The sequence below is a fragment of the Sulfurimonas sp. HSL3-7 genome (assembly GCF_039645985.1).
Classification (GTDB): Bacteria; Campylobacterota; Campylobacteria; order Campylobacterales; family Sulfurimonadaceae; genus Sulfonitrofixus; species Sulfonitrofixus jiaomeiensis.
Map to the genome: position 1 here is coordinate 51,464 of NZ_CP147919.1, position 19,241 is coordinate 70,704.

General features: G+C 52.4%; 18 protein-coding genes. 7 read left to right on the forward strand and 11 right to left on the reverse strand.

The features are described from left to right. Window positions 1–56: 56 nt before the first annotated feature. Complete coding sequence (recQ, locus tag WCY20_RS00260) at window positions 57–1,883, forward strand: DNA helicase RecQ (RefSeq protein WP_345976137.1); 1,827 nt, start codon at window positions 57–59, stop codon at window positions 1,881–1,883. A 44-nt stretch (window positions 1,884–1,927) separates the two neighbouring features. Here the strand turns inward: recQ and WCY20_RS00265 are convergent, their stop codons facing one another. Further along, window positions 1,928–2,389: a nucleoside deaminase gene (locus tag WCY20_RS00265; RefSeq protein WP_345976139.1), complete on the reverse strand. Its 462-nt coding sequence runs from the start codon at window positions 2,387–2,389 to the stop codon at window positions 1,928–1,930. Between the two features lie 132 nt (window positions 2,390–2,521). On the opposite strand from WCY20_RS00265, the gene ade reads away from it, so the two are divergent. The 3 genes from ade to WCY20_RS00280 are packed head-to-tail and all read left to right on the forward strand — an operon-like array spanning window position 2,522 to window position 6,828. Next, window positions 2,522–4,159 carry an adenine deaminase gene (gene ade, locus WCY20_RS00270; RefSeq protein WP_345976141.1) on the forward strand — a complete coding sequence of 546 codons (1,638 nt, stop codon included), beginning with the start codon at window positions 2,522–2,524 and terminating at the stop codon, window positions 4,157–4,159. After that, window positions 4,146–5,429, forward strand: coding sequence for an NCS2 family permease (locus WCY20_RS00275; RefSeq protein ID WP_345976143.1), 1,284 nt, complete (start codon window positions 4,146–4,148; stop codon window positions 5,427–5,429). The genes ade and WCY20_RS00275 overlap by 14 nt, the downstream gene beginning before the upstream one ends. Before the next feature lie 43 nt (window positions 5,430–5,472). After that, entirely contained in the window at window positions 5,473–6,828 is a 1,356-nt protein-coding gene (locus WCY20_RS00280) for an amidohydrolase (protein WP_345976145.1), read from the forward strand. A gap of 4 nt (window positions 6,829–6,832) precedes the next feature. Here the strand turns inward: WCY20_RS00280 and WCY20_RS00285 are convergent, their stop codons facing one another. The 10 genes from WCY20_RS00285 to WCY20_RS00330 form a co-directional block, all read right to left on the reverse strand. Then, window positions 6,833–8,350 (reverse strand): AMP-binding protein, encoded by a 1,518-nt coding sequence (locus tag WCY20_RS00285; protein ID WP_345976147.1) that lies wholly within the window; start codon window positions 8,348–8,350, stop codon window positions 6,833–6,835. 31 nt (window positions 8,351–8,381) lie between these two features. Then, window positions 8,382–8,894: a peptidase C15 gene (locus tag WCY20_RS00290; RefSeq protein ID WP_345976148.1), complete on the reverse strand. Its 513-nt coding sequence runs from the start codon at window positions 8,892–8,894 to the stop codon at window positions 8,382–8,384. Window positions 8,895–8,915: 21 nt separating this feature from the next. Beyond that, window positions 8,916–9,812, reverse strand: coding sequence for a cache domain-containing protein (locus tag WCY20_RS00295; RefSeq protein WP_345976149.1), 897 nt, complete (start codon window positions 9,810–9,812; stop codon window positions 8,916–8,918). 23 nt (window positions 9,813–9,835) lie between these two features. Continuing rightward, complete coding sequence (locus tag WCY20_RS00300; RefSeq protein ID WP_345976150.1) at window positions 9,836–10,366, reverse strand: cache domain-containing protein; 531 nt, start codon at window positions 10,364–10,366, stop codon at window positions 9,836–9,838. Window positions 10,367–10,394: 28 nt separating this feature from the next. Further along, entirely contained in the window at window positions 10,395–10,517 is a 123-nt protein-coding gene (locus WCY20_RS00305; protein WP_345976151.1) for a hypothetical protein, read from the reverse strand. After that, window positions 10,514–11,320, reverse strand: coding sequence for an FAD binding domain-containing protein (locus tag WCY20_RS00310; RefSeq protein WP_345976153.1), 807 nt, complete (start codon window positions 11,318–11,320; stop codon window positions 10,514–10,516). The genes WCY20_RS00305 and WCY20_RS00310 overlap by 4 nt, the downstream gene beginning before the upstream one ends. Further along, a complete protein-coding gene (locus WCY20_RS00315) occupies window positions 11,317–11,760 on the reverse strand; it encodes a (2Fe-2S)-binding protein (protein WP_345976154.1) in 444 nt (147 codons plus the stop codon). The genes WCY20_RS00310 and WCY20_RS00315 overlap by 4 nt, the downstream gene beginning before the upstream one ends. Then, on the reverse strand, window positions 11,751–13,886 hold the full coding sequence (locus WCY20_RS00320) for a xanthine dehydrogenase family protein molybdopterin-binding subunit (RefSeq protein WP_345976156.1): 2,136 nt from the start codon (window positions 13,884–13,886) through the stop codon (window positions 11,751–11,753). The genes WCY20_RS00315 and WCY20_RS00320 overlap by 10 nt, the downstream gene beginning before the upstream one ends. Further along, entirely contained in the window at window positions 13,883–14,329 is a 447-nt protein-coding gene (locus tag WCY20_RS00325; protein ID WP_345976158.1) for a DMT family transporter, read from the reverse strand. Before WCY20_RS00325 ends, WCY20_RS00320 begins: the two co-directional genes overlap by 4 nt. A gap of 331 nt (window positions 14,330–14,660) precedes the next feature. Further along, window positions 14,661–14,978, reverse strand: coding sequence for a hypothetical protein (locus WCY20_RS00330; RefSeq protein ID WP_345976160.1), 318 nt, complete (start codon window positions 14,976–14,978; stop codon window positions 14,661–14,663). A gap of 302 nt (window positions 14,979–15,280) precedes the next feature. Between WCY20_RS00330 and pgm the strand changes: the two genes are divergently transcribed. The 3 genes from pgm (at window position 15,281) to WCY20_RS00345 (ending at window position 19,239) form a co-directional block, all read left to right on the forward strand. Then, window positions 15,281–16,915, forward strand: coding sequence for a phosphoglucomutase (alpha-D-glucose-1,6-bisphosphate-dependent) (gene pgm, locus WCY20_RS00335; protein WP_345976162.1), 1,635 nt, complete (start codon window positions 15,281–15,283; stop codon window positions 16,913–16,915). A gap of 87 nt (window positions 16,916–17,002) precedes the next feature. Continuing rightward, the gene (gene gap / locus WCY20_RS00340; protein ID WP_345976164.1) at window positions 17,003–17,998 is read left to right on the forward strand and encodes a type I glyceraldehyde-3-phosphate dehydrogenase; all 996 of its coding nucleotides are present in this window, start codon (window positions 17,003–17,005) and stop codon (window positions 17,996–17,998) included. Continuing rightward, window positions 17,998–19,239, forward strand: coding sequence for a glucose-6-phosphate isomerase (locus WCY20_RS00345; protein ID WP_345976165.1), 1,242 nt, complete (start codon window positions 17,998–18,000; stop codon window positions 19,237–19,239). Before gap ends, WCY20_RS00345 begins: the two co-directional genes overlap by 1 nt. The last annotated feature ends 2 nt before the right edge of the window (window positions 19,240–19,241 follow it).

Below are 19,241 nucleotides of genomic sequence, written 5' to 3' on the forward strand. Positions count from 1 at the left end.
ATCATGTATAAATGGCATAGAAAACGGTATTTGATCAAAAAAACTGCTACTATTTGATGAAGAATTCAAAAGAAGAGCAGATGCCGCAAACAGACCGCCAAAAAGAGAAGTACAGAGTATTACAATCCCAGTTTGGGCACAAGACATTCAGAGCCCTGCAGGAGGAGGCGGTCGATACCATTCTGGCGGGCAAAGACCTGCTGATGATCCTGCCGACGGGCGGCGGCAAATCGCTCTCCTATCAGCTTCCGGCGCTCCTGATGGAGGGGACGACGGTGGTCGTCTCGCCGCTGCTGGCCTTGATGCACGACCAGGTGCAGAGCCTCAAAGCCCAGGGGATGCGTGCCGAGATGCTCTCCTCGATGCAGAGTTCCGAAGAGAGCGGCGACATCATCCGCCGTCTCTACGCCGGCGAGGTCGATTTTCTCTACCTCTCCCCCGAGCGGCTCAACACCGACGGCATGCGCAACATCCTCTCGCAGATCAGGCTCAACTACTTTGTCATCGACGAGGCGCACTGTATCAGTGAATGGGGCCATGAGTTCCGTGCCGACTACCGGGCGCTTTCACAGCTGCGCGACTACTTCCCGAACGTGACAGTCGCCGCCTTTACCGCCACCGCGACCGAGCATGTACGCGACGATATCGTCCGTCTGCTCCGTCTGCACGACGCGACGCTGCTGCAGGGGAAGATCTTCAGAGAGAACCTGCAGATCACGGCGCGCCACCGCATCAGGGACGGCTATGACCAGCTGACCGACTTTCTAAACGACCACAAGGGCGAGAGCGGGATCGTCTACGCCTTTTCGCGAAAGAACGTCGAGGCGATCGCCCACCATCTTCAGAAAAAGGGGTATGCGGCCGCGGCGTACCACGCCGGGATGCCGAGCGAAGAGCGCAATAGCGTCTTCCACGACTTCGTCCATGACGAGGTGAAGATCATCGTCGCCACCATCGCTTTCGGGATGGGGATCGACAAGAGCAACATCCGTTTTGTCGTCCACATGTCCCTGCCCAAGACCCTGGAGAACTACTACCAGGAGATCGGACGGGCGGGGCGCGACGGCGACCATGCCGACGTGGTCCTGCTCTTCAGTGCCGCCGACAGCATCCAGCAGAAGCGTTTTATCGAGATGAACGACGATGACGGCTATAAACAGCACCTGCTGCAGAAGCTTACCGCGATCCAGCGCTACGCCACCAGCGAGAGCTGCCGCCACCAGCAGCTGGCCGCCTATTTCGGTGACACCCTGGAACCCTGCGGTGACAAATGCGACAACTGCCTTGAACCCGACCACGAGAAGCGCGACATCACTACCGAAGCGCAGATGCTCCTCTCGACTGTCTACCGTACGGGACAGTCTTTCGGCAAAAACTATCTGATCGACGTGCTTCGGGGCTCACGCGAGCAGAAGATACTCGCCAACGGCCATGACGAGCTGACAGTCTACGGTGTCGGCGAGAAGCTCAGCAAGAAGCAGTGGTTTGTCGTCATCGACCGCCTGCTGGAAGTCGAAGCCCTTAACGTGAATGAGCATCAGGGGCTGATGCTGAGCGAAACGGGGCTGCAGATACTCAAGGGAGAGCAGAAGCTGCTGATCCGAAGCGAGCGTCTCAACGTCAAAGCCAAGACCGTCAAAAAATCGGCTCCGGAGAGTTTCGACTATGATACCGGGCTTTTTGAAACGCTTCGCGGACTGCGTCAGGAGATAGCGCAGGAGCAGGGTGTTCCGCCCTATATCGTCTTTGGCGACAAAACACTCAAAGAGATGGCTGCAAAACGTCCGCAGACAAAAGACGAGATGCTGCAGGTGGGCGGCATAGGCGAAGTGAAGTTCGAGCGTTACGGCGAAGAGTTCCTGGCACTGCTTCAGGGAATCTAGAGGGTATCCAAAGAGAGAACGGGGAAAAGAGAACCCCGCTAAGGTCAATACATCTGACGGTCCTCTTTCGCAAGCCACTGATCGAATAGTTTAGCGTTGACCTCATAATCGATCTGTTTGAGTACTACGTCATGGTTCTGGCCGCGTATCATCTCGTAAAAGCGCTGGTCGTCAAAACCGCCTCTGGCAGCATCGAATTCCGTTGCACCGTAGTAAACCGTACCGATGCGTGCCCAAAAGATGGCGCCCAGACACATGGGGCAGGGCTTGCAGGTGCAGTAGAGGACACACTCGGAAAGATCAAAGCTGCCGAGCTGTTCACTGGCGATCCGGATGGCATTGATCTCGGCATGGGCCGTGGGATCATTGGTCTTGAGCACTTCGTTATGTGCCGTCGCTATGACCTTATCCCTGTGAACAATGACGGCGCCGAAAGGACCGCCGTCATTGGCGAGCATCCCTTCCGTTGCCTCGTTATGCGCTATCTTCATCCATTTATTCATCATCCTGTTATTGTAGGCTAATAGAAATTAGAAGTCACTGGCAGACTTCTTCCGGATCCGGTCAATATAACGGCACTAATAGACTCTTTATGCTATCTGTGCAAAAATGTATTAGATCAAGAGGGAGGTGTACCTATGGAGATCAGAGCCAATTTTGTCGATATCGGCCGGCGTGAGATATACCCCGCAAGGGTGGTGATCGAGAAACAAAAAATAGCGTCTGTCACGAAGATCGACGAACCCTGCTCGAGTTATATCCTGCCCGGTTTCATCGATGCCCATATCCATATAGAGAGTTCGATGCTTCCTCCAAGCGAATTTGCCCGTCTGGCCGTACGCCACGGCACGGTCGCCACCGTTTCCGATCCGCACGAGATCGCCAATGTCCTCGGGATAGCAGGTGTTGAGTTCATGCTGGATAATGCCGAGAAGGTCAATTTCAAATTCTACTTCGGGGCATCGCCCTGTGTACCGGCAACACCCTTTGAGACCAGCGGCGCGGCACTGGGCGTCGAGGAGATCAAAACCCTGCTCAAAAAACCGCAGATCAAGTACCTTAGCGAAGTGATGAATTTTCCGGGGGTCATCGATGGGGATGAGGATCTGCTCTCAAAGATAAAAGCAGCGCAGGAACTCGGCAAACCGGTAGACGGTCACGCGCCCGGACTTCGAGGCGATGACCTTAAACGCTATATCGACGCGGGCATCATGACCGACCATGAGGCATTTACCTATGAAGAGGGGCTCGAAAAGATCCGAAACGGTATGAAGATCGTGATACGCGAAGGCTCGGCTGCGAAAAACTTCAACGCCCTGGCACCGCTGATCGATGAACATTATGCGATGCTGATGTTCTGCAGCGATGACCGCCACCCGAACGATCTCTACAACGACCATATCAACAAGCTTGTCAAACGTGCCCTGGCAAAAGGCAATGATCTCTTCAAAGTCCTGCAGATCGCCTGCATCAACCCGATCATGCATTACGATCTGGATGTCGGCATGCTGCGAGAGGGTGACAGTGCCGATTTCATCGAAGTGGACAACCTGGATGATCTTACCGTTTTAAAAACAGTGATCAACGGTGAAGTGGTCGCCCAAAACGGCGAAACGACGATCAGCCCGGTGCCGGTTTCGAAGATCAACAACTTTCATACCGGGACAAAAGAGGCGGGGGATTTTGCGATGCCTGCCTGTGAAACGGTCGAGGTGATCGAGGCCATTGACCATGAACTGATCACGCATGAAAAAGTGGTAACGCTTCGCAATGTCTCCTCGCAGACGGTGGGCGACCCGGAGCATGACATCCTGAAAATAGGTGTCGTGAACCGCTATGAGGATGTTGCACCGGCCGTCGCCTATGTCAACGGGTTCGGGCTGAAAGAGGGGGCGATCGCATCGAGTGTCGCCCACGATTCGCACAATATCGTTGCCGTGGGGTGCAGCGATGAGATGATCGCCAAGGCGGTCAACCTGCTTATCAAGAAGCAGGGCGGCATCTGCGCCGTCAGCGGGGAAGAGTCGTGGGTCCTGCCTCTGGAGATCGCAGGGATCATGAGCGCCGACGACGGTTTCCGTGTCGCAAGAGAGTATGAAAAGATCGACCGCATTGTCAAAGAGCGTCTGGGCTCGCCGTTAAGCGCACCGTTTATGACCCTCTCGTTTATGGCGCTGCTGGTGATACCGGAACTCAAGCTCAGCGATAAAGGTCTTTTTGACGGACGGACATTCCATTTCATCAACGGCTGCAAGACGAAGCATGAACCTTTTTAAACTTCAAGAACACAAAACAGATGTAAAGACCGAGGTTACGGCCGGGTTTACGACCTTTATGGCGATGCTCTACATCGTGCCGGTCAATGCTGCCATCATGAGCGCCTCGGGTATGCCTTACGATGCACTGATCACCGCAACGGCGGTTATGACCATTATCGCATCGATACTCAACGGGTTTTGGGCAAATACACCGATCGCCATGAGTGTCGGCATGGGGCTGAACGCCTATTTCAGTTTCGGACTGGTCAAAGGGATGGGCATTCCCTGGCAGAGTGCCCTGGGAATCGTCTTTGCCTCGGGGATCCTCTATGTGATCATCAGCATGACGCCGCTGCGCCGCCTGATGATCGAGACGATTCCTGTGGACATCAAGCGGGCTGTCAGCGCGGGGATCGGTGCCTTCATCGCATTTATCGGGCTGGAACAGATGAAGATGATCACGGAGAGCCCCTCTACACTGGTGACCGTCGGTGATTTTCAGGACAGCCATGTGCTGCTCGGTCTGCTGGGTCTGGCGCTGGCCGTTTTCTTCAGCCTCAAACAGTACAGAGGCGCCTTTATCCTTTCGATCGTTATGACAACACTCTTTGCATGGGCTGCGGGGATCGAGAAGCTGCCTGAACAGCTGGTCTCGATGCCCGCATCCATGGCGCCGATCGCATTTGAGCTGGATATTTCCTCTGTGCTGACACTCTCGATGCTACCGGTGGTCATCATCTTTTTGATCACCGACGTCTTCGATACGCTCGGTACCCTGACCGGCGTCGGCATGCGGGCAGATCTTTTTAACGAAGAGAGTTCCGTTCCCCTGCAAAAAACCATCGAAGCCGATGCCTTCGCCACCCTGCTTAGCGGCCTAGCCGGCGTCACCAGCACCACCTCCTACATTGAAAGTGCCGCCGGCGTGGAAGAGGGGGGACGGACCGGTCTGAGCGCTGTGGTGGTCGGGGTGCTGTTTGTTCTGCCCCTCTTTCTGCTCCCTTTTTTCCAGGCCATCCCCTCCAATGCGATCTATCCGATCCTGGTCGTCATCGGCGTGATGATGTTCAGCGAGCTCCAGCATATCGACTATAGTGATCCCGCCGTCAAATACGGCACCTTTTTTATTGTGATGGGCATGCCGCTGACATACTCCATCACCAACGGCCTGTTGCTGGGTGCGCTGGTCTTTGTTTTTGTCAACCTCGCGCTGAGAAGGTTCAGGCAGATCGATATCGCGATGGGCGTTCTGGCAGCGGTTGCTTTGCTGGTGTTTTTTGCGCTCTGATGCAATCTAAACGTATTTAAATCAAATTGAAAAGGCAGAGGATATGGTGAAGAGATGTTTATCTGAAAGGTTGTCACACAGAGCGGCAACGTTTGGCTTTCTATTTATCTTGTTGATATCGGTTTTTGCGCAAAGCCGCGCCGATGATACGCTGAAAAATGCGATAAATGAGGATTACCCCTATATTGACAGACTCTATACGCATCTTCACAGCCATCCGGAGCTCTCCTTTCATGAACAGAAAACCGCCGAACGCCTTGCAAAAGAGCTGCGTGAAACAGGTTTTGAGGTCACGGAAGGGGTCGGCGGATACGGTCTGGTTGCACTGATGCGAAACGGCAAGGGGCCGACGGTGATGATCCGGACCGATATGGATGCCCTGCCTGTCAAGGAGAAAACCGGGCTTCCCTATGCCAGCAAACAGTATTACCGGGGAGAGGACGGTCATACTATTCCAATGATGCATGCCTGCGGTCACGACATCCATATGTCGGTGTTTGTCGGGTCTGCCCGAAGAATGGCGGCAATGAAAGAGCAGTGGTCAGGTACGCTCATGATGATCGCCCAACCGGCTGAAGAGCGGGGTGCCGGTGCCCGTCGCATGCTTGAAGATGGACTGTTTAAGCGATTTGCACGGCCCGATTACAATCTTGCGCTACATGTTTACCCCGAACTCCCCAGCGGTACAGTGGCAGTAGTGTCCGGATACAGTTTTGCCAATGTGGATTCGGTAGATATCCGTGTCTATGGAGTGGGCGGGCACGGAGCCTATCCTCATTCTGCCAAAGACCCTGTCGTGCTTGCCGCACAGATCATAGTCGCACTGCAGACGATTGTTTCGCGGGAAGTTTCACCGCAGGATGCAGCGGTTGTGACGGTCGGGAGCATTCACGGAGGAGAGAAGCGCAACGTCATCCCCGAACAGGTGGACCTCCAACTCACTGTTCGCTCCTACACCGATGAGACAAGAAAAAAAGTACTCGACGCCATCAAACGGATCGCCCTTAATCAGGCACGCTCCTTCGGCATGCCCGAAGATAAATTGCCCAAGGTGCAGATTTTAAATAACTACACGCCGGCTGTATACAATAATCCTGCTCTTTCTAAGCGCATTCGCGAACATTTTGAAGAGACCATGGGCAGTCAGAGGGTCAAAAGCATACAAGCAGCTATGATCGGTGAAGATTTTACACATTACGGCCGGGTTGAGCCGCGAATTCCTTCGTTAATGTTCAGACTGGGTGCTGCTGATCCGGTAGCATATAAACAGACGAAGCAACAGAACATTTCATTGCCGCCCCTTCACTCTCCCCACTTTGCCCCGCCTCCCGAAACGACTATCAAAACAGGTATTGAAGCGATGACGGAAGCCGCTTTACTGCTGCTGGAAAAACGATAGACTATCAGCTTTTATCATAGTGTGTTAGCCGTTGACGGTCAATTTTCCCCGTTGCACCTTTAGGGAGTTCATCGATAAAGGTGATGCTTTCAGGCAGCTTGTAATCGGCAAGGTGCTCTTTCGCGAATGTCAGCAGTTCTGCTTCGGTGACGGCTTCCGTTTCCGGTTTCAGCGCTACAAAAGCATGTACCATCTCCCCTTCAAATTTATCCGGCACGCCGATGACACCGACTTCAAAAACAGCCGGATGGTGGTAGAAAACCTCTTCGACCTCCTGCGGCGAGATGTTGGAACCGTCATGCAGGATAAGCTGTTTTCTTCGTCCTCTGAACCAGAGATAGCCGTCTGCGTCAAAACAACCGAGATCGCCGGTCAGAAACCACCCGTTGCGATAACTTTTAGCTGTGACTTCGGGGTTGTTAAGATAGTTTCGCATGATGATGTCACCCCTGACCGCGATCTCCCCGGTTTCACCTACCGGTGACGGGTTGCCATCATCGTCCTGAATCGCAACCTCTGTATAGGCAACAGGCAAGCCCATGGAACCTCTTTTTTTTCCTTCTTTCAGAGGGTTGAGCGCATAGATCTGTGTTTCGGTCATGCCGATGCCTTCGCACATCTCAAGACCGAAAATCTTTTGAAACTGGTCCAAGACAACAAAAGGGGTCTTGTCTCCCGCGACAATGGCCAGGCGCAATTGATTCGGAACGGGAACTCTTTTTACTGCCGCGTGCTTGTTTAGCGCATGAAACATCACCGGCATCATATAGAGCATGGTCACACCGTTACGTTTGATCTTCCGCAGTACCTCATCCGGATCGAATGCGGCGTTGATCTCCAGTGTCGCTCCTGCATAAAGAGCGGAGAGCATCTGGTGGCTGAAGGCGAAGTTGTTGGAGAGCGCCAGGCAAACAAGTGTTTTGTCATCATTGCTGTAATCGACCAGTTTGCAGTGGTTGGCTGTGTGGACCATCATCTGGTCATGTGCCAGCACGGCACCTTTCGGCCTTCCGGTCGTTCCCGACGTATAGAGGACAACTGCATCCGTATCACCCGGAATCTCTGCATAATCCTCCGGGCGCTTTGGCGGATGCAGCAGATCCGAAAAAGGATGGGTATCCGCAAATTCCTCATCCGATTCAAGAAGATAGACCTCATTTACACTCGGCAGTTCAGACATATTCCCGGCAATCCGGGAAAAGAGGCTTTTCTGGCTGATCAGAACGGTTGGCTGGCTATGATCGATGATGTAGTGCGCCTCATCCTCTTTGAGGCGGTAATTGATGGGAATGACCGTAACACCGATCTTGAAACAGGCGAAATAGCTGATAATGATCTCCGGGCAGTTATAGAGGTAAAAGGCCAGCCGGTCACCTTTTCTCAAGCCGAGACTGGAAAGAGAAGCGGCCGTGGCATCTGTTAAATGCAACAATGTCCTGTAGGTATATTCCGTCGTGCCATAAACAGCGGCAACGGCATCGGGCGAACGTTCTGCCGAATGTTTCAAAATCTGATAAAGCATGATTTTCCTTTCAGGTTTTCCTGCATTTACGTTACAGCAACATCTCGGAAATCCGTTGTAATATGCGTTCAAAGTCCTCTGCCAGCGCCTCTTTATTCTCCTCCGTCAACACCGGGACATGGATAAAAAGACAGTGATGTTCCCCCTCCTGAGCAGCGAGGTGTTCAAGCATCGAATAGTAGAGTGCGTTACAGACGAACCTTCCGGTATCATGGCTGATCTCCGTCATGACAAGATCGGCAGTCAACTGTTGCAGATCAATCCCCGTATGAAGAACCTTTTCGTCCCGGACGGCCCGTGATTCTACATTGAGTTTTGTGCGCTCTTCTGCCATACCGCAGCAGACCAGCACTTTGGGCCTGAGTTCATTGAACCGGATAAGCACATGTTGAGGTGCCAGTTCAAAATCTACAGGAATTTTTCGCAGATGCTGAAAAAAGTCAAGCTCTTTTTTCAGCAGCAAACCCAGCAGATCATCCGATGCATTCGAAGGCTGGTGGGATTTCCATGTGGCAAAGGTTGTGATTAAGATCTTATGCTCCATTGCTGCTCCTTTATGGCAGACTCAGTTGCGATACAGCCCAGCACATACAACGAACATCTTGCCGTCAACCATCGCTTTTCGGACATACGTCGATTTTTGATATCTCTCAACATCTCCGGGTTTGGGCCAAAAATAATTTACCCAGCCATCTCCTTTGTTTCTGGCTACTTCGATGAATGCTTTTACCATATAATTTCCATCGGCATCTTTATACTCCATCACATTGCGCCCTTCAAGCTTTGGAAAGGCTGCATTAACCAGTTCCAAGCCATCTTCTGCAATCACGAAAACATACGTATCCTGATAGATGTACTGGCTCCGCCTGTCCCTGAGCGTATCGAATGCTCTTATCCCTTCACGCTCGATCAGTTTTACCGCCGAGTCAACGGCATCCACCACAAATGACTCTTGTACCGGCATGTCATAGGCACCGCTTCCGATAAGATACACCTTGCCCGAAGGGCTCTGCACTTTCATCACATAGGTACTTTTCCACTCCGGAGCCGACTGGCCGGGTTTGGGCCAACGGTAATGGAGCCATCCTCTCCCCTCTTTTGATGCGGCGATGTTGACCATCAGCTTTCCGATCGGCTTGCCATCGATATCTTTAATTCCAAGGACATGATCCCCCTCACGGTCTCTGTCCGGCGGGTAGACGTACCGTAATCCGTTCATATCCCATACATAGAGATATTGGTCGCCACGGAACCATTTGCTCCCCTTCTGCCTGAAGGCATCAAACGCCTTCTCTCCCTTTTCGGAGATCAATGCCGCCCCATCTTCGACAAAGTGCTCCAGCTGTTCTGCGGCATGCCGTTTTTGTGCTTTTGTCTCAACATGTTCGGCATAAGAGAATGGAGAGATTATCATACTCGCCAATACGATGAAGACAAATCGCGGTAGATCTATTTTAGACATAACTTTTCCCTCTTTCGGTCGTTTCAGCGGTAGTATCCGCTTCCTATAATCCATCCGAACGGTTTGAACAGGAGCACGTAGGATCGTTTTGGCCGGGCGACAGACTCCCCTCTCTTCGGGAACCAGTACTCGACATATCCGCCGCCGTTTTTGGCAGTTTTCAGAAATTCTCTTATGAAGAGTGTACCGTTTTGGTCCTTGGCGTCAATCCTGTTCTTTCCTTCCACATCCTTTCGACCGTATAAAACCACATTGATACCTTCCGTCGTATCGGCCCAGAAATACCCTTCACTGCCGTACCTGAGTTCACGCAGAAGGTCGGCACCCAGCTTTTTTGCTGCCGCAAGGCTCATCTCACCCTCTTGATGTTTTGCAAAGATCGCCTGCAGCATACTTACCGCTGTTTCAACCTCGGACTTTATCAGCTTGTCTTCGGACGGTTGTCTTTGTGAAACAACATCTACTCTCTCTTTGGCAGCTGAAGAGGCAGCGAAGGCTGACATCAACAGAAGAGCCAGAAATATATTTGCAAAACGCGCAACGGTGAAACGCATTATTTCTCCTTTTCCTTTTCAGATTTCGTCACAATACTGTTTTAATGTTTCGTCCGTATCGGCGGTGCTTTCTCTCCCTCTTGACCGGATAGAGCTGTTTCGTTACAGCGGTACGGCTCGTTTTTCCGGCGGCAAGCAAGACGACCGTCATGACGCTTCCAAGCTGGAAAAGGCCTCTTTGACCATATTGAATGCGACCCGCGTACGATACGCCTTGGTCGAACGGAACGAGCCCGACGGCGCGATATCCTGTGCCAATGCTTCGCTGATCTTTTCGTCACTGACATCGCCGCTGTTGAGCAGCTCTTCGACGTGTCTGAGCCGAAGGGCATAAGGGTTAAGGGATGCCCCGCTGATGCAGTAGCCTCCGCTGTTTTTAACCACAGCCAGGCTCACTTTTGCTATATTGAGCCGTTCGCGTGCGCCCGCCTTTCTGTAATACCATTGATGCTCCTGCAGGGGGATTGTAATGCCCAGTATCATCTCATGGTCCAGTTTCGTACATTTGTAACCGCAAAAGAGCTCGTCGAGCGCTATCTCTCTCCGTCCCTGCTTTGAGCCCAGTGTGAGTGTGGCATTCAGTACCAACAGCACGGCGGTAAGGTCCGCTGCCGGAGAGGCGTTGGCGATATTGCCGCCGAGTGTCGCCAGGTTTCGGATCTGATGCGAAGCAAACACCTCCGACGCGGCGATCAGCAGCGGCAGATGGGTGCGTACCGCGGCACTCTCCATAATCTCCGTAACGGTCGCCAAAGCCCCGATGTGGATACTTTCCGAGCCCATCTCAATGGCGCGGAGCTCGCTCAGACCGCCGATATCGATCAGCCCCTGTACGGTGTTCTGGTCGCTCAACTGTACGGCGACATCGGTACTGCCGCAAAGCAGGAGAAAGTCGGGGTGCTGATGGATCAGGTTCAACGCATCATCAAGATGTTCGGCTCTGTGATAGATCATGACATACTCTTTACAATGGCTTCGACGATTTTCTGGTAGCCTGTGCAGCGGCATATATTGCCGTCCAATGCCTCTTTGACGCGCTTTTCATCTTTGCTGCCCTCATGTATGATGTAGTCATAGGCACGCATGACAAACCCCGGTGTGCAAAAACCGCACTGTACCGCCCCCTCTTTGGCAAAGTTTTCGCGTATCGTTTCCGTCTCCTTCTGCAACCCTTCCAGGGTGACGATTTCGGCTCCCTGCATCTGGGGCGCAAGAAGCAGGCAGGAGTTGACCAGTTTGCCGTTGAAAAAGAGAGAGCACGTGCCGCACTCGCCTTCGCCGCACCCCTTTTTCACCGAGAGCATACCCAGCCTCCTGACAACATCAAGGAGCCGCTCCTCCGGTTCGCATTCAAAACGGTAAGGTCTGCTGTTTATCGTACATCTTATCTGCATTTTTGCTCCACGACTTCAGGGGTGATGGTCAGGTTGTCAAAAGCGGTGTCAAGTGCATGGGTTAGAGCATTGCCGATCGCGGCGGCAGGGCCGTCCATCGGAAGTTCGCCCAGCCCTTTTGACGGTTCATCCGTATTGAGAAAAGCGATATGCAGTTTTGGCAGATCCGCTGCCAGAGGCACACTGTAATCACTGAGACGGCTGCTTCTGAGTTTGCCGTCCTGATAGGCGATCCTCTCATAGAGGGCGTAGCCGATCCCCTGGGCCACGCCGCCCTCCACCTGTCCCTCCGCCATCATGGGATTGACTACTTTTCCGACATCGTTGTAGGCATAAAAGTCGCTGACCCGTACCCTGTAATCGACGGGGTCGACTTCGACTTCAGCGACATAGCAGCCCAGAGAGTAGCCGTCATACCCGTTGCCGTAAAAATGCTCCTCATCCCATTGAACGGTGTCAGGTTTTTGATAGGCCGCCTGAAAACGGCTCTGTGCACCGCTTTTGAGATAGGCCCTGACGGCGTCAAGGTACTCGGCCTCGCTGCCGTAGCGACCAAGCGCCTCTTTAAGCGCGTTTGCCGCCTCCCTTAGAAGCTCTCCGACGATCATCACGGTACGCGAAGCGACGGTAGGCCCGCTGTCGGCGACTTTGGCGGTATTGGGAAGATGATATCGAATCATCGTGATCGGAAGTGCCAGCACGTCGGCTACGATCTGCGGCAGTGCCGTCAAGGTTCCCTGTCCCATCTCGACACTGCCGATCCTGATCTCGACCATCCCGTTATCGTGAAGGTCGAGCCACACTTTTGAAGCCAAAAGCGTCTCTCCCTCCCCCGTAAAACCGCCGCCATGCATAAAAAGTGCCATCCCGATCCCCTTATACGGCGTGCCGGCAGCCTCTTTTTCATCAAAACCACTCGCTTTCCGCGTGGTTTCAAAGAGGGTCCGCAAGCGTGTGTACTCCCCGATCTTTGCACCCGTGACACTGACGGAACGGCTGTGGGGCAGATTTCTCTCGCGCACCTCCATCGGCGAAATGCCGAGACAGCGGGCGATATCATCCATATGCCGCTCGATCCCGAAGATCACCTGGGGTGCTCCGAAACCTCTGAAAGCACCGTTTGGCGGCGTGTTGGTCGCAACGGCCCGTGCATCCACCTTGATATAGCCGCAATCATAGAAACCGGCAGCATGCAGTACCGCCCGGGCCAAAACGACAGGGGTAAGCGTCACGTAGGCACCGCCGTCCAGCGTTATCTCAATATCGAGGGCATGCAGTTTTCCGGTTTCGTCAAAATGGCTTTTGTAGTGCAGTGCCGAGGGGTGGCGCTTGGTGGTAAAGGAAATATCTTCGGCGCGGTCATAGACGAGCTTCACATCCTGTTTGGCTTTTTTGCTCAGCAGATAGACATAGGCCGCTATCAGGGAGGGGTAATCCTCTTTGCCGCCAAAACCGCCGCCGGTCGGCGCCTGCTCGACCTCGATCTTCTTCCCGGTCAGCGCAAAGAGAGCGGACTCCACATAAAAAGGGCACTGCATCGACCCGACGATCCTGACGGCGCCGTCACAGTAGCGTGCGATCATGCTCTGCGTCTCCATATAGAGCTGTTCCTGATGCGGGGTGCTGTAGTGTTTTTCCAGGCTTTTCAGAGCTGTATAATCGGGTTCCTCACCTTTTTCCGTCCGGATGGTCTTGAAGAGGTTGTCGTCACCGTAGAGGAGGGTTTTGCAATCGAGCGATTCCTGCACCGTCAGAACAGGTGTCAAAGGTTCATAGGTGATATCGATATGTTTGAGTGCCTCTTTGAGCATCCTCTGAGACCGGTGCGCCAGCAGCAGGATCGGTTCCCCGATAAACCTCACCTTTGTTTCGGCTAGAAAAGGCTGGTCATCGGTCAGCATGACGTTGGCATTTCTGCCTTCGATATCACGATGATCGACGATCACAAAATCCGAGAAATCAAAGGTCTCGTCAAAAGTGATGGAAAGAATGTTCCCGTGCGCAATGGTTGAACGGACAACCGCACCGTAGAGACCCTCAAAGTCCAGATCGTCGGTATACTCCAAGGTACCGTCGGATTTGGACGCGGCATCGACCCGTACAACACTTTGACCGACGAGACTCATGCCGGACTCCTCAGGGCGATATAGCTCCCCAGCAGCACCAGAAGGACACCGGAAACTTTCTGCAGCGTGATGCTGTTGACAGCGAGGTTCAGGGCACCGAGATGGTCATATAGAAGCGAGGCGATCAGCAGGCCGGAGATGAAGAGCAGCGATGTTGCCGTTGCACCGATGGCGGGAAAGGCGATGGCAAACACCATGATGACGAAAAAGCCGCAGAAACCGCCGATGAGAATGGAGGGGTCCATCTTCTCCAGCGGCACTTTAAAGCCGTTTTCCGTCGTGATGATATAAAAGAGAAATACCGAGGCAAAAACCACCAGCGAATTCACCACCAGGACGGTTTTCAGGTCGATGCTCTCTTTCCAGTAGCCGTTATAAAGCCCCTGGGTACTCGAAGCGATCCCGGAGAGAAAGCTCAGGAGCACGATAAACAGTTTAGTCAAAACATCTCCTTCAAACTTCGTATGGAAAGGATATTTTATGCGCATTGGTTGGACGGACAGCAGTCTCATACAGACCAAAACGGATGGTCAACAATAGTAAATACTATAACGAACTCTATTAAGGGTACCTTTTGTCTATGATGATGAGGCAATATTCACATAGTTGTATTTCAGAATATCGGATCTATGGAGAATTGAGCAAACAGGTATAATCTAGGAAAGGTGAGCACTCTTTTTTCGGACCTGTTTTTGTGATGTGTGAGGGTTAGCGGAGAGGAGAAGTCTCCAGCGTTGCAGGGCCTTCAAAAGCAGAGGCTCCTACATATCAGTACTACTTAGTGCCGCACTTTCCGGCGCCGCACTTCATCGTCTTGTCACCTTTCATCGCTTTACCGCATTTGCCGGCACCGCATTTCATCTTGCCCTGCACATCTCTCGGACAGTCACATGGCATGCTCGCATCTTTTTTAGCGGCACAGTCCGGGTTCGGACAGTCGTCGCAGTTGCATCCTTTGGCTTTCATCCCTTTGGACATAGAGGCGCCGCATTTACCGGCACCGCACTTCATGTCGTTGGCATTAAGCGAGAGTCCGGTGAGACCCAACAGCAGCATAGCGGCAAATAGCATCGTAGAGAGGTGTTTGAACATTGGTTTTCCTTTAGGTTTTGTCGTCTTATTATACTAAATTTTCGTTATTTCACATTTCGGGTTTTTTTATCCGGCATCATATTTTGGCGGGACTCCATACAAGAGAGATAGGGAGGGTCTGCATTGCCTACGCAGAAGGGCCGAGATCTGTTGATTGCAAGGAATTGGCCTGTTTTTTAATCATTTAAAGATATTCCTTGTAGGATAATATGATATATTATGAGTGTAAAAGCCCCGATACAGGCATCGGGAATGATTCATTACAATATAACAGCAACCCCATAATATAGAAGGAAGATTCTATGGCTCATGAGAATGCCGGAAAAACAGCACCTTACAGTTTACTCGAAAATATCCCCCGTTTAATCGCCTCATATTATATGCAGAGACCTGATGTCAATGAGGCAGCGCAGAAGGTGGCTTTCGGCACTTCCGGTCACCGCGGCAGCTCAGTCAAAAACAGTTTTAACGAAGACCATATTCTGGCTATTGCCCAGGCGATGTGTGAATACCGCAAATCGGCGGGCATCACCGGAACGCTTTTTATCGGCAAGGACACCCATGCACTTTCGACACCCGCGCAATTGACGGCGCTGCAGGTCTGTATCGCCAACGGCGTGCCCTGCAGGATCGCCAAAGATGACGGTTACACGCCGACACCCGTGATCTCTTTTACGATCCTTGAGGCCAACAAAAAGGGCGGTGCCCAGTGCGACGGGGTGGTCATTACCCCTTCGCACAACCCCCCTAGCGACGGCGGGTTCAAGTACAACCCCCCAAACGGAGGCCCTGCCGATACGGATGTTACCAGTGTCATAGAGGAGCGCGCCAACGCCATCTTGAAAAACGGTCTTACCGACGTGAAAAAGGTATCGCTGGAGGAGGCGCTAGCAAGCGAACTGCTGCAGGAATATGACTTTATTACCCCGTATGTCAGCGCGCTGAACGAGATCGTGGACATGGATGCGATCAAGGCCTCCGGCCTCAAGATCGGCGTGGACCCGATGGGCGGTTCCGGGATCGCCGTTTATCAGAAGATCAAAGAGGTCTACGGCCTTGATATGGAGATCGTTAACGAGAAGGTTGATCCGACATTCTCTTTTATGACCTGCGACCATGACGGCAAGATCCGTATGGACTGTTCCTCCGCTTATGCGATGGCATCGCTGATCGCACTCAAAGAGAAGTATGATATCGCCTTCGGCAATGATCCCGATTTCGACCGTCACGGTATTGTCACGCCGAGCGTCGGTCTGATGAACCCCAACCACTATCTTTCGGTTGCGATCTGGTACCTCTACTCGCACCGCAAAGCGTGGAGCAGCGAGCTCGGCATCGGCAAGACCCTCGTCTCAAGCTCCATGATCGACCGGGTTGCAGCATCGTTGGGCAGAAAGGTCGTTGAGGTCCCGGTCGGGTTTAAGTGGTTTGTCGACGGGCTTTTCAGCGGCACGCTGGGCTTTGGCGGCGAAGAGAGCGCGGGGGCTTCGTTCCTGCGCCGGGACGGTTCGGTGTGGTCCACGGATAAGGACGGCATTATTCTCAACCTTCTTGCCGCAGAGATCACGGTAAAAATGAAAAAAGACCCGGGGACGATCTATCAGGAGTTTGAAGCAGAGTTCGGCAGATCATATTATGCGCGTATTGACGCCCCGGCAACGCCGCAGCAAAAAGCGGTACTGAAAAACCTCTCACCGGAGAACATCACCTCCAAGATTATGGCAGGCGAGGCGATAGAGGGAATCTTTACCGAAGCCAGCGGCAACGGTGCCAAGATCGGCGGCCTGAAGGTGACAACGCAGAACGGATGGTTCGCGGCGCGCCCGTCAGGAACCGAGGATATCTACAAGATCTATGCGGAGAGTTTTATCTCGGGCGAGCATCTTGAACAGATTCAGCAGGAGGCAAAAGAGATTGTGCTTGCCGCGATCTCTTAGACGTGAGAAACATGTCTAAATATCGCGCAATAAATGTGACCTAACTGTAACAGAGATGATATATATTATGATTTACAAGGAGATACTATGGCAGTAAAAGCGGCAATTAACGGGACAGGAAGAATAGGGATGATCGTGGCAAAGATCATCACTTCGCGTGATGATATCGAGCTCGTTGCAATCAATACTACGGCAAAAGCCGATATGCTTGAGTACCTTTTCAAATATGACAGCGTGCATACGGGCGTGAGCGCCAAAGTGCTGGATGAGAAAACGATCGAGATCAACGGCAAAAAAGTGGCCATGTTCAGCACGCGCGATCCCGAAGAGCTTGATTTCGGTTCAGCCGGAGCGGAAGTCGTGATCGAGTGTACGGGTGTCTTCCTGACAACCGAAAAAGCGCAGTCGTATCTCAAGAACGGCGTTAAAAAGGTCGTTATGTCGGCCCCGGCCAAAGATGATACGCCGACCTATGTACTGAATATCAATACCGATGCGTACAAAGGCGAAGACATTATCTCCAACGCCAGCTGTACCACCAACTGTCTCGCACCGATCTGTAAAGTCCTGGATGACGCATTCGGCATTGACAACGGCCTGATGACGACCATCCACTCCTACACGAACGACCAGAATATTCTCGATGTCAAACACAGCAAAGATATGCGTCGTGCCCGTGCTGCAGCGGTGAATATGATCCCGACAACAACGGGAGCCGCCAAGGCGATCGGAAAGGTGATGCCGCACCTTCAGGGCAAATTGAACGGCTATGCGATGCGTGTTCCGACCCCGGATGTATCGGTCGTCGATCTGACGGTCAATCTTAAAAAAGAGGTCACCAAAGAGGAGATCAATGCCGCATTTGACGTTGCAGCAGCAGGGAACTTTGCCGGACTGATCGAGATCGACAACGACAAGCGCGTATCGAGCGACTTTGTCGGTTCGACCTACAGCGCTACCTATGTACCGGATATGACCAGCGTTGTCGATGGCAAAACGGTAAAAGTTCTTGCCTGGTATGACAATGAATGGGGATACAGCAGCCGCCTGGTCGATATGTGTGTTTTTGTCGGACAGAACTAATGCTCAGCTTTGCAAAACATTTCTCTTTTGAACCTGCATCAGAACACAAAGGTGTGATGCAGAGCGCCATGGCTGCAGTTAAAGAAGAGATGCAGAGCGATAAGATAGGGTATTATAAACTGCCGTCGCATTCGCTGTCGCACCTTGAGGCACTAGATGCGATCGATACCAGCATGTACGAGCAGGTCGTTGTCATCGGTATCGGCGGCTCCTCGCTTGGAAGCAAAGCGATCGACTCTTTTTTGCGCCCCATCACGCCGGGCGTCAAAGAGGTGCTTTTTTTTGAAAACTCCGACCCCCTTACCATCACGGAGAACCTGGCAAAAGTAGACAAAGAGAAGGCCGCCTTTTTTGTGATCTCCAAGTCCGGTTCGACGATCGAGACGACATCCATCTTTAAAACGATCATCGCTGCCTGCCGACTCGATCTTGACGGCGCTGACCGCGACCGTGTCTTTGTGATTACCGATGCTAACTCGCCGCTCTCTGCATTTGCTTCGCATCACCGTCTTAGAGAATTTATTATCCCCGATAATGTCGGCGGACGCTTTTCGGTGCTCAGTGCAGTCGGCGTTGTGCCGCTTCAGGTAGCGGGTTATGATATGCAGGGCGTACTGGAGGGTGCCGGCAGTTTTATAGAACGTTTTTTCCAGGGCAGGGAAGACCACCTTCTGGAAAAAGCGTGCTATCTGTATGAAAATGCAGCGCAGCAGAACATCAACGTACTCTTCTCCTATGCCGACCGCCTTGAGAATTTTACAAAGTGGTATGTCCAGCTTTGGGGTGAATCGCTTGGCAAGATCGACAGCGAAAACAACAGCGTGGGGCTCACCCCAATCGGGATCATCGGTGCAGTCGATCAGCACTCTTTTTTGCAGCTTGTCATTCAGGGCCCCAAAGACAAGAGTGTGACCTTTGTCAAGATCGGAGATTTTGATAACGATCTTATGATCCCCGATCTCTCGCTCTATGGCATTGAAAAGACCGATTTTATCAACGGCAAAAGCTTCAACACCCTTATCAATGCCCAGTGCGATGCGACCATGCAGAGCGTTATCGCATCCGGCGCTGCCGTAGATGCGATTGCCATCGATAAGGTCTCGGCTGAAAGCATCGGTGCTATTATCGCCTATTACGAGCTTTTGACCTCCGTGACAGGCTCTATGTTTAAGATCAATACCTATGACCAGCCCGGTGTTGAACTCGGCAAACAGATGCTTTACCAAAACCTATCGAAATAAGG

Excerpts from the sequence above, each read along its gene's own strand:
- recQ (WP_345976137.1), top strand. The coding sequence starts at position 57 with ATGAAGAATTCAAAAGAAGAGCAGATGCCGCAAACAGACCGCCAAAAA.
- WCY20_RS00265 (WP_345976139.1), bottom strand. The coding sequence starts at position 2,389 with ATGATGAATAAATGGATGAAGATAGCGCATAACGAGGCAACGGAAGGG.
- ade (WP_345976141.1), top strand. The coding sequence starts at position 2,522 with ATGGAGATCAGAGCCAATTTTGTCGATATCGGCCGGCGTGAGATATAC.
- WCY20_RS00275 (WP_345976143.1), top strand. The coding sequence starts at position 4,146 with ATGAACCTTTTTAAACTTCAAGAACACAAAACAGATGTAAAGACCGAG.
- WCY20_RS00280 (WP_345976145.1), top strand. The coding sequence starts at position 5,473 with ATGGTGAAGAGATGTTTATCTGAAAGGTTGTCACACAGAGCGGCAACG.
- WCY20_RS00285 (WP_345976147.1), bottom strand. The coding sequence starts at position 8,350 with ATGCTTTATCAGATTTTGAAACATTCGGCAGAACGTTCGCCCGATGCC.
- WCY20_RS00290 (WP_345976148.1), bottom strand. The coding sequence starts at position 8,894 with ATGGAGCATAAGATCTTAATCACAACCTTTGCCACATGGAAATCCCAC.
- WCY20_RS00295 (WP_345976149.1), bottom strand. The coding sequence starts at position 9,812 with ATGTCTAAAATAGATCTACCGCGATTTGTCTTCATCGTATTGGCGAGT.
- WCY20_RS00300 (WP_345976150.1), bottom strand. The coding sequence starts at position 10,366 with ATGCGTTTCACCGTTGCGCGTTTTGCAAATATATTTCTGGCTCTTCTG.
- WCY20_RS00305 (WP_345976151.1), bottom strand. The coding sequence starts at position 10,517 with ATGACGGTCGTCTTGCTTGCCGCCGGAAAAACGAGCCGTACCGCTGTA.
- WCY20_RS00310 (WP_345976153.1), bottom strand. The coding sequence starts at position 11,320 with ATGATCTATCACAGAGCCGAACATCTTGATGATGCGTTGAACCTGATC.
- WCY20_RS00315 (WP_345976154.1), bottom strand. The coding sequence starts at position 11,760 with ATGCAGATAAGATGTACGATAAACAGCAGACCTTACCGTTTTGAATGC.
- WCY20_RS00320 (WP_345976156.1), bottom strand. The coding sequence starts at position 13,886 with ATGAGTCTCGTCGGTCAAAGTGTTGTACGGGTCGATGCCGCGTCCAAA.
- WCY20_RS00330 (WP_345976160.1), bottom strand. The coding sequence starts at position 14,978 with ATGTTCAAACACCTCTCTACGATGCTATTTGCCGCTATGCTGCTGTTG.
- pgm (WP_345976162.1), top strand. The coding sequence starts at position 15,281 with ATGGCTCATGAGAATGCCGGAAAAACAGCACCTTACAGTTTACTCGAA.
- gap (WP_345976164.1), top strand. The coding sequence starts at position 17,003 with ATGGCAGTAAAAGCGGCAATTAACGGGACAGGAAGAATAGGGATGATC.
- WCY20_RS00345 (WP_345976165.1), top strand. The coding sequence starts at position 17,998 with ATGCTCAGCTTTGCAAAACATTTCTCTTTTGAACCTGCATCAGAACAC.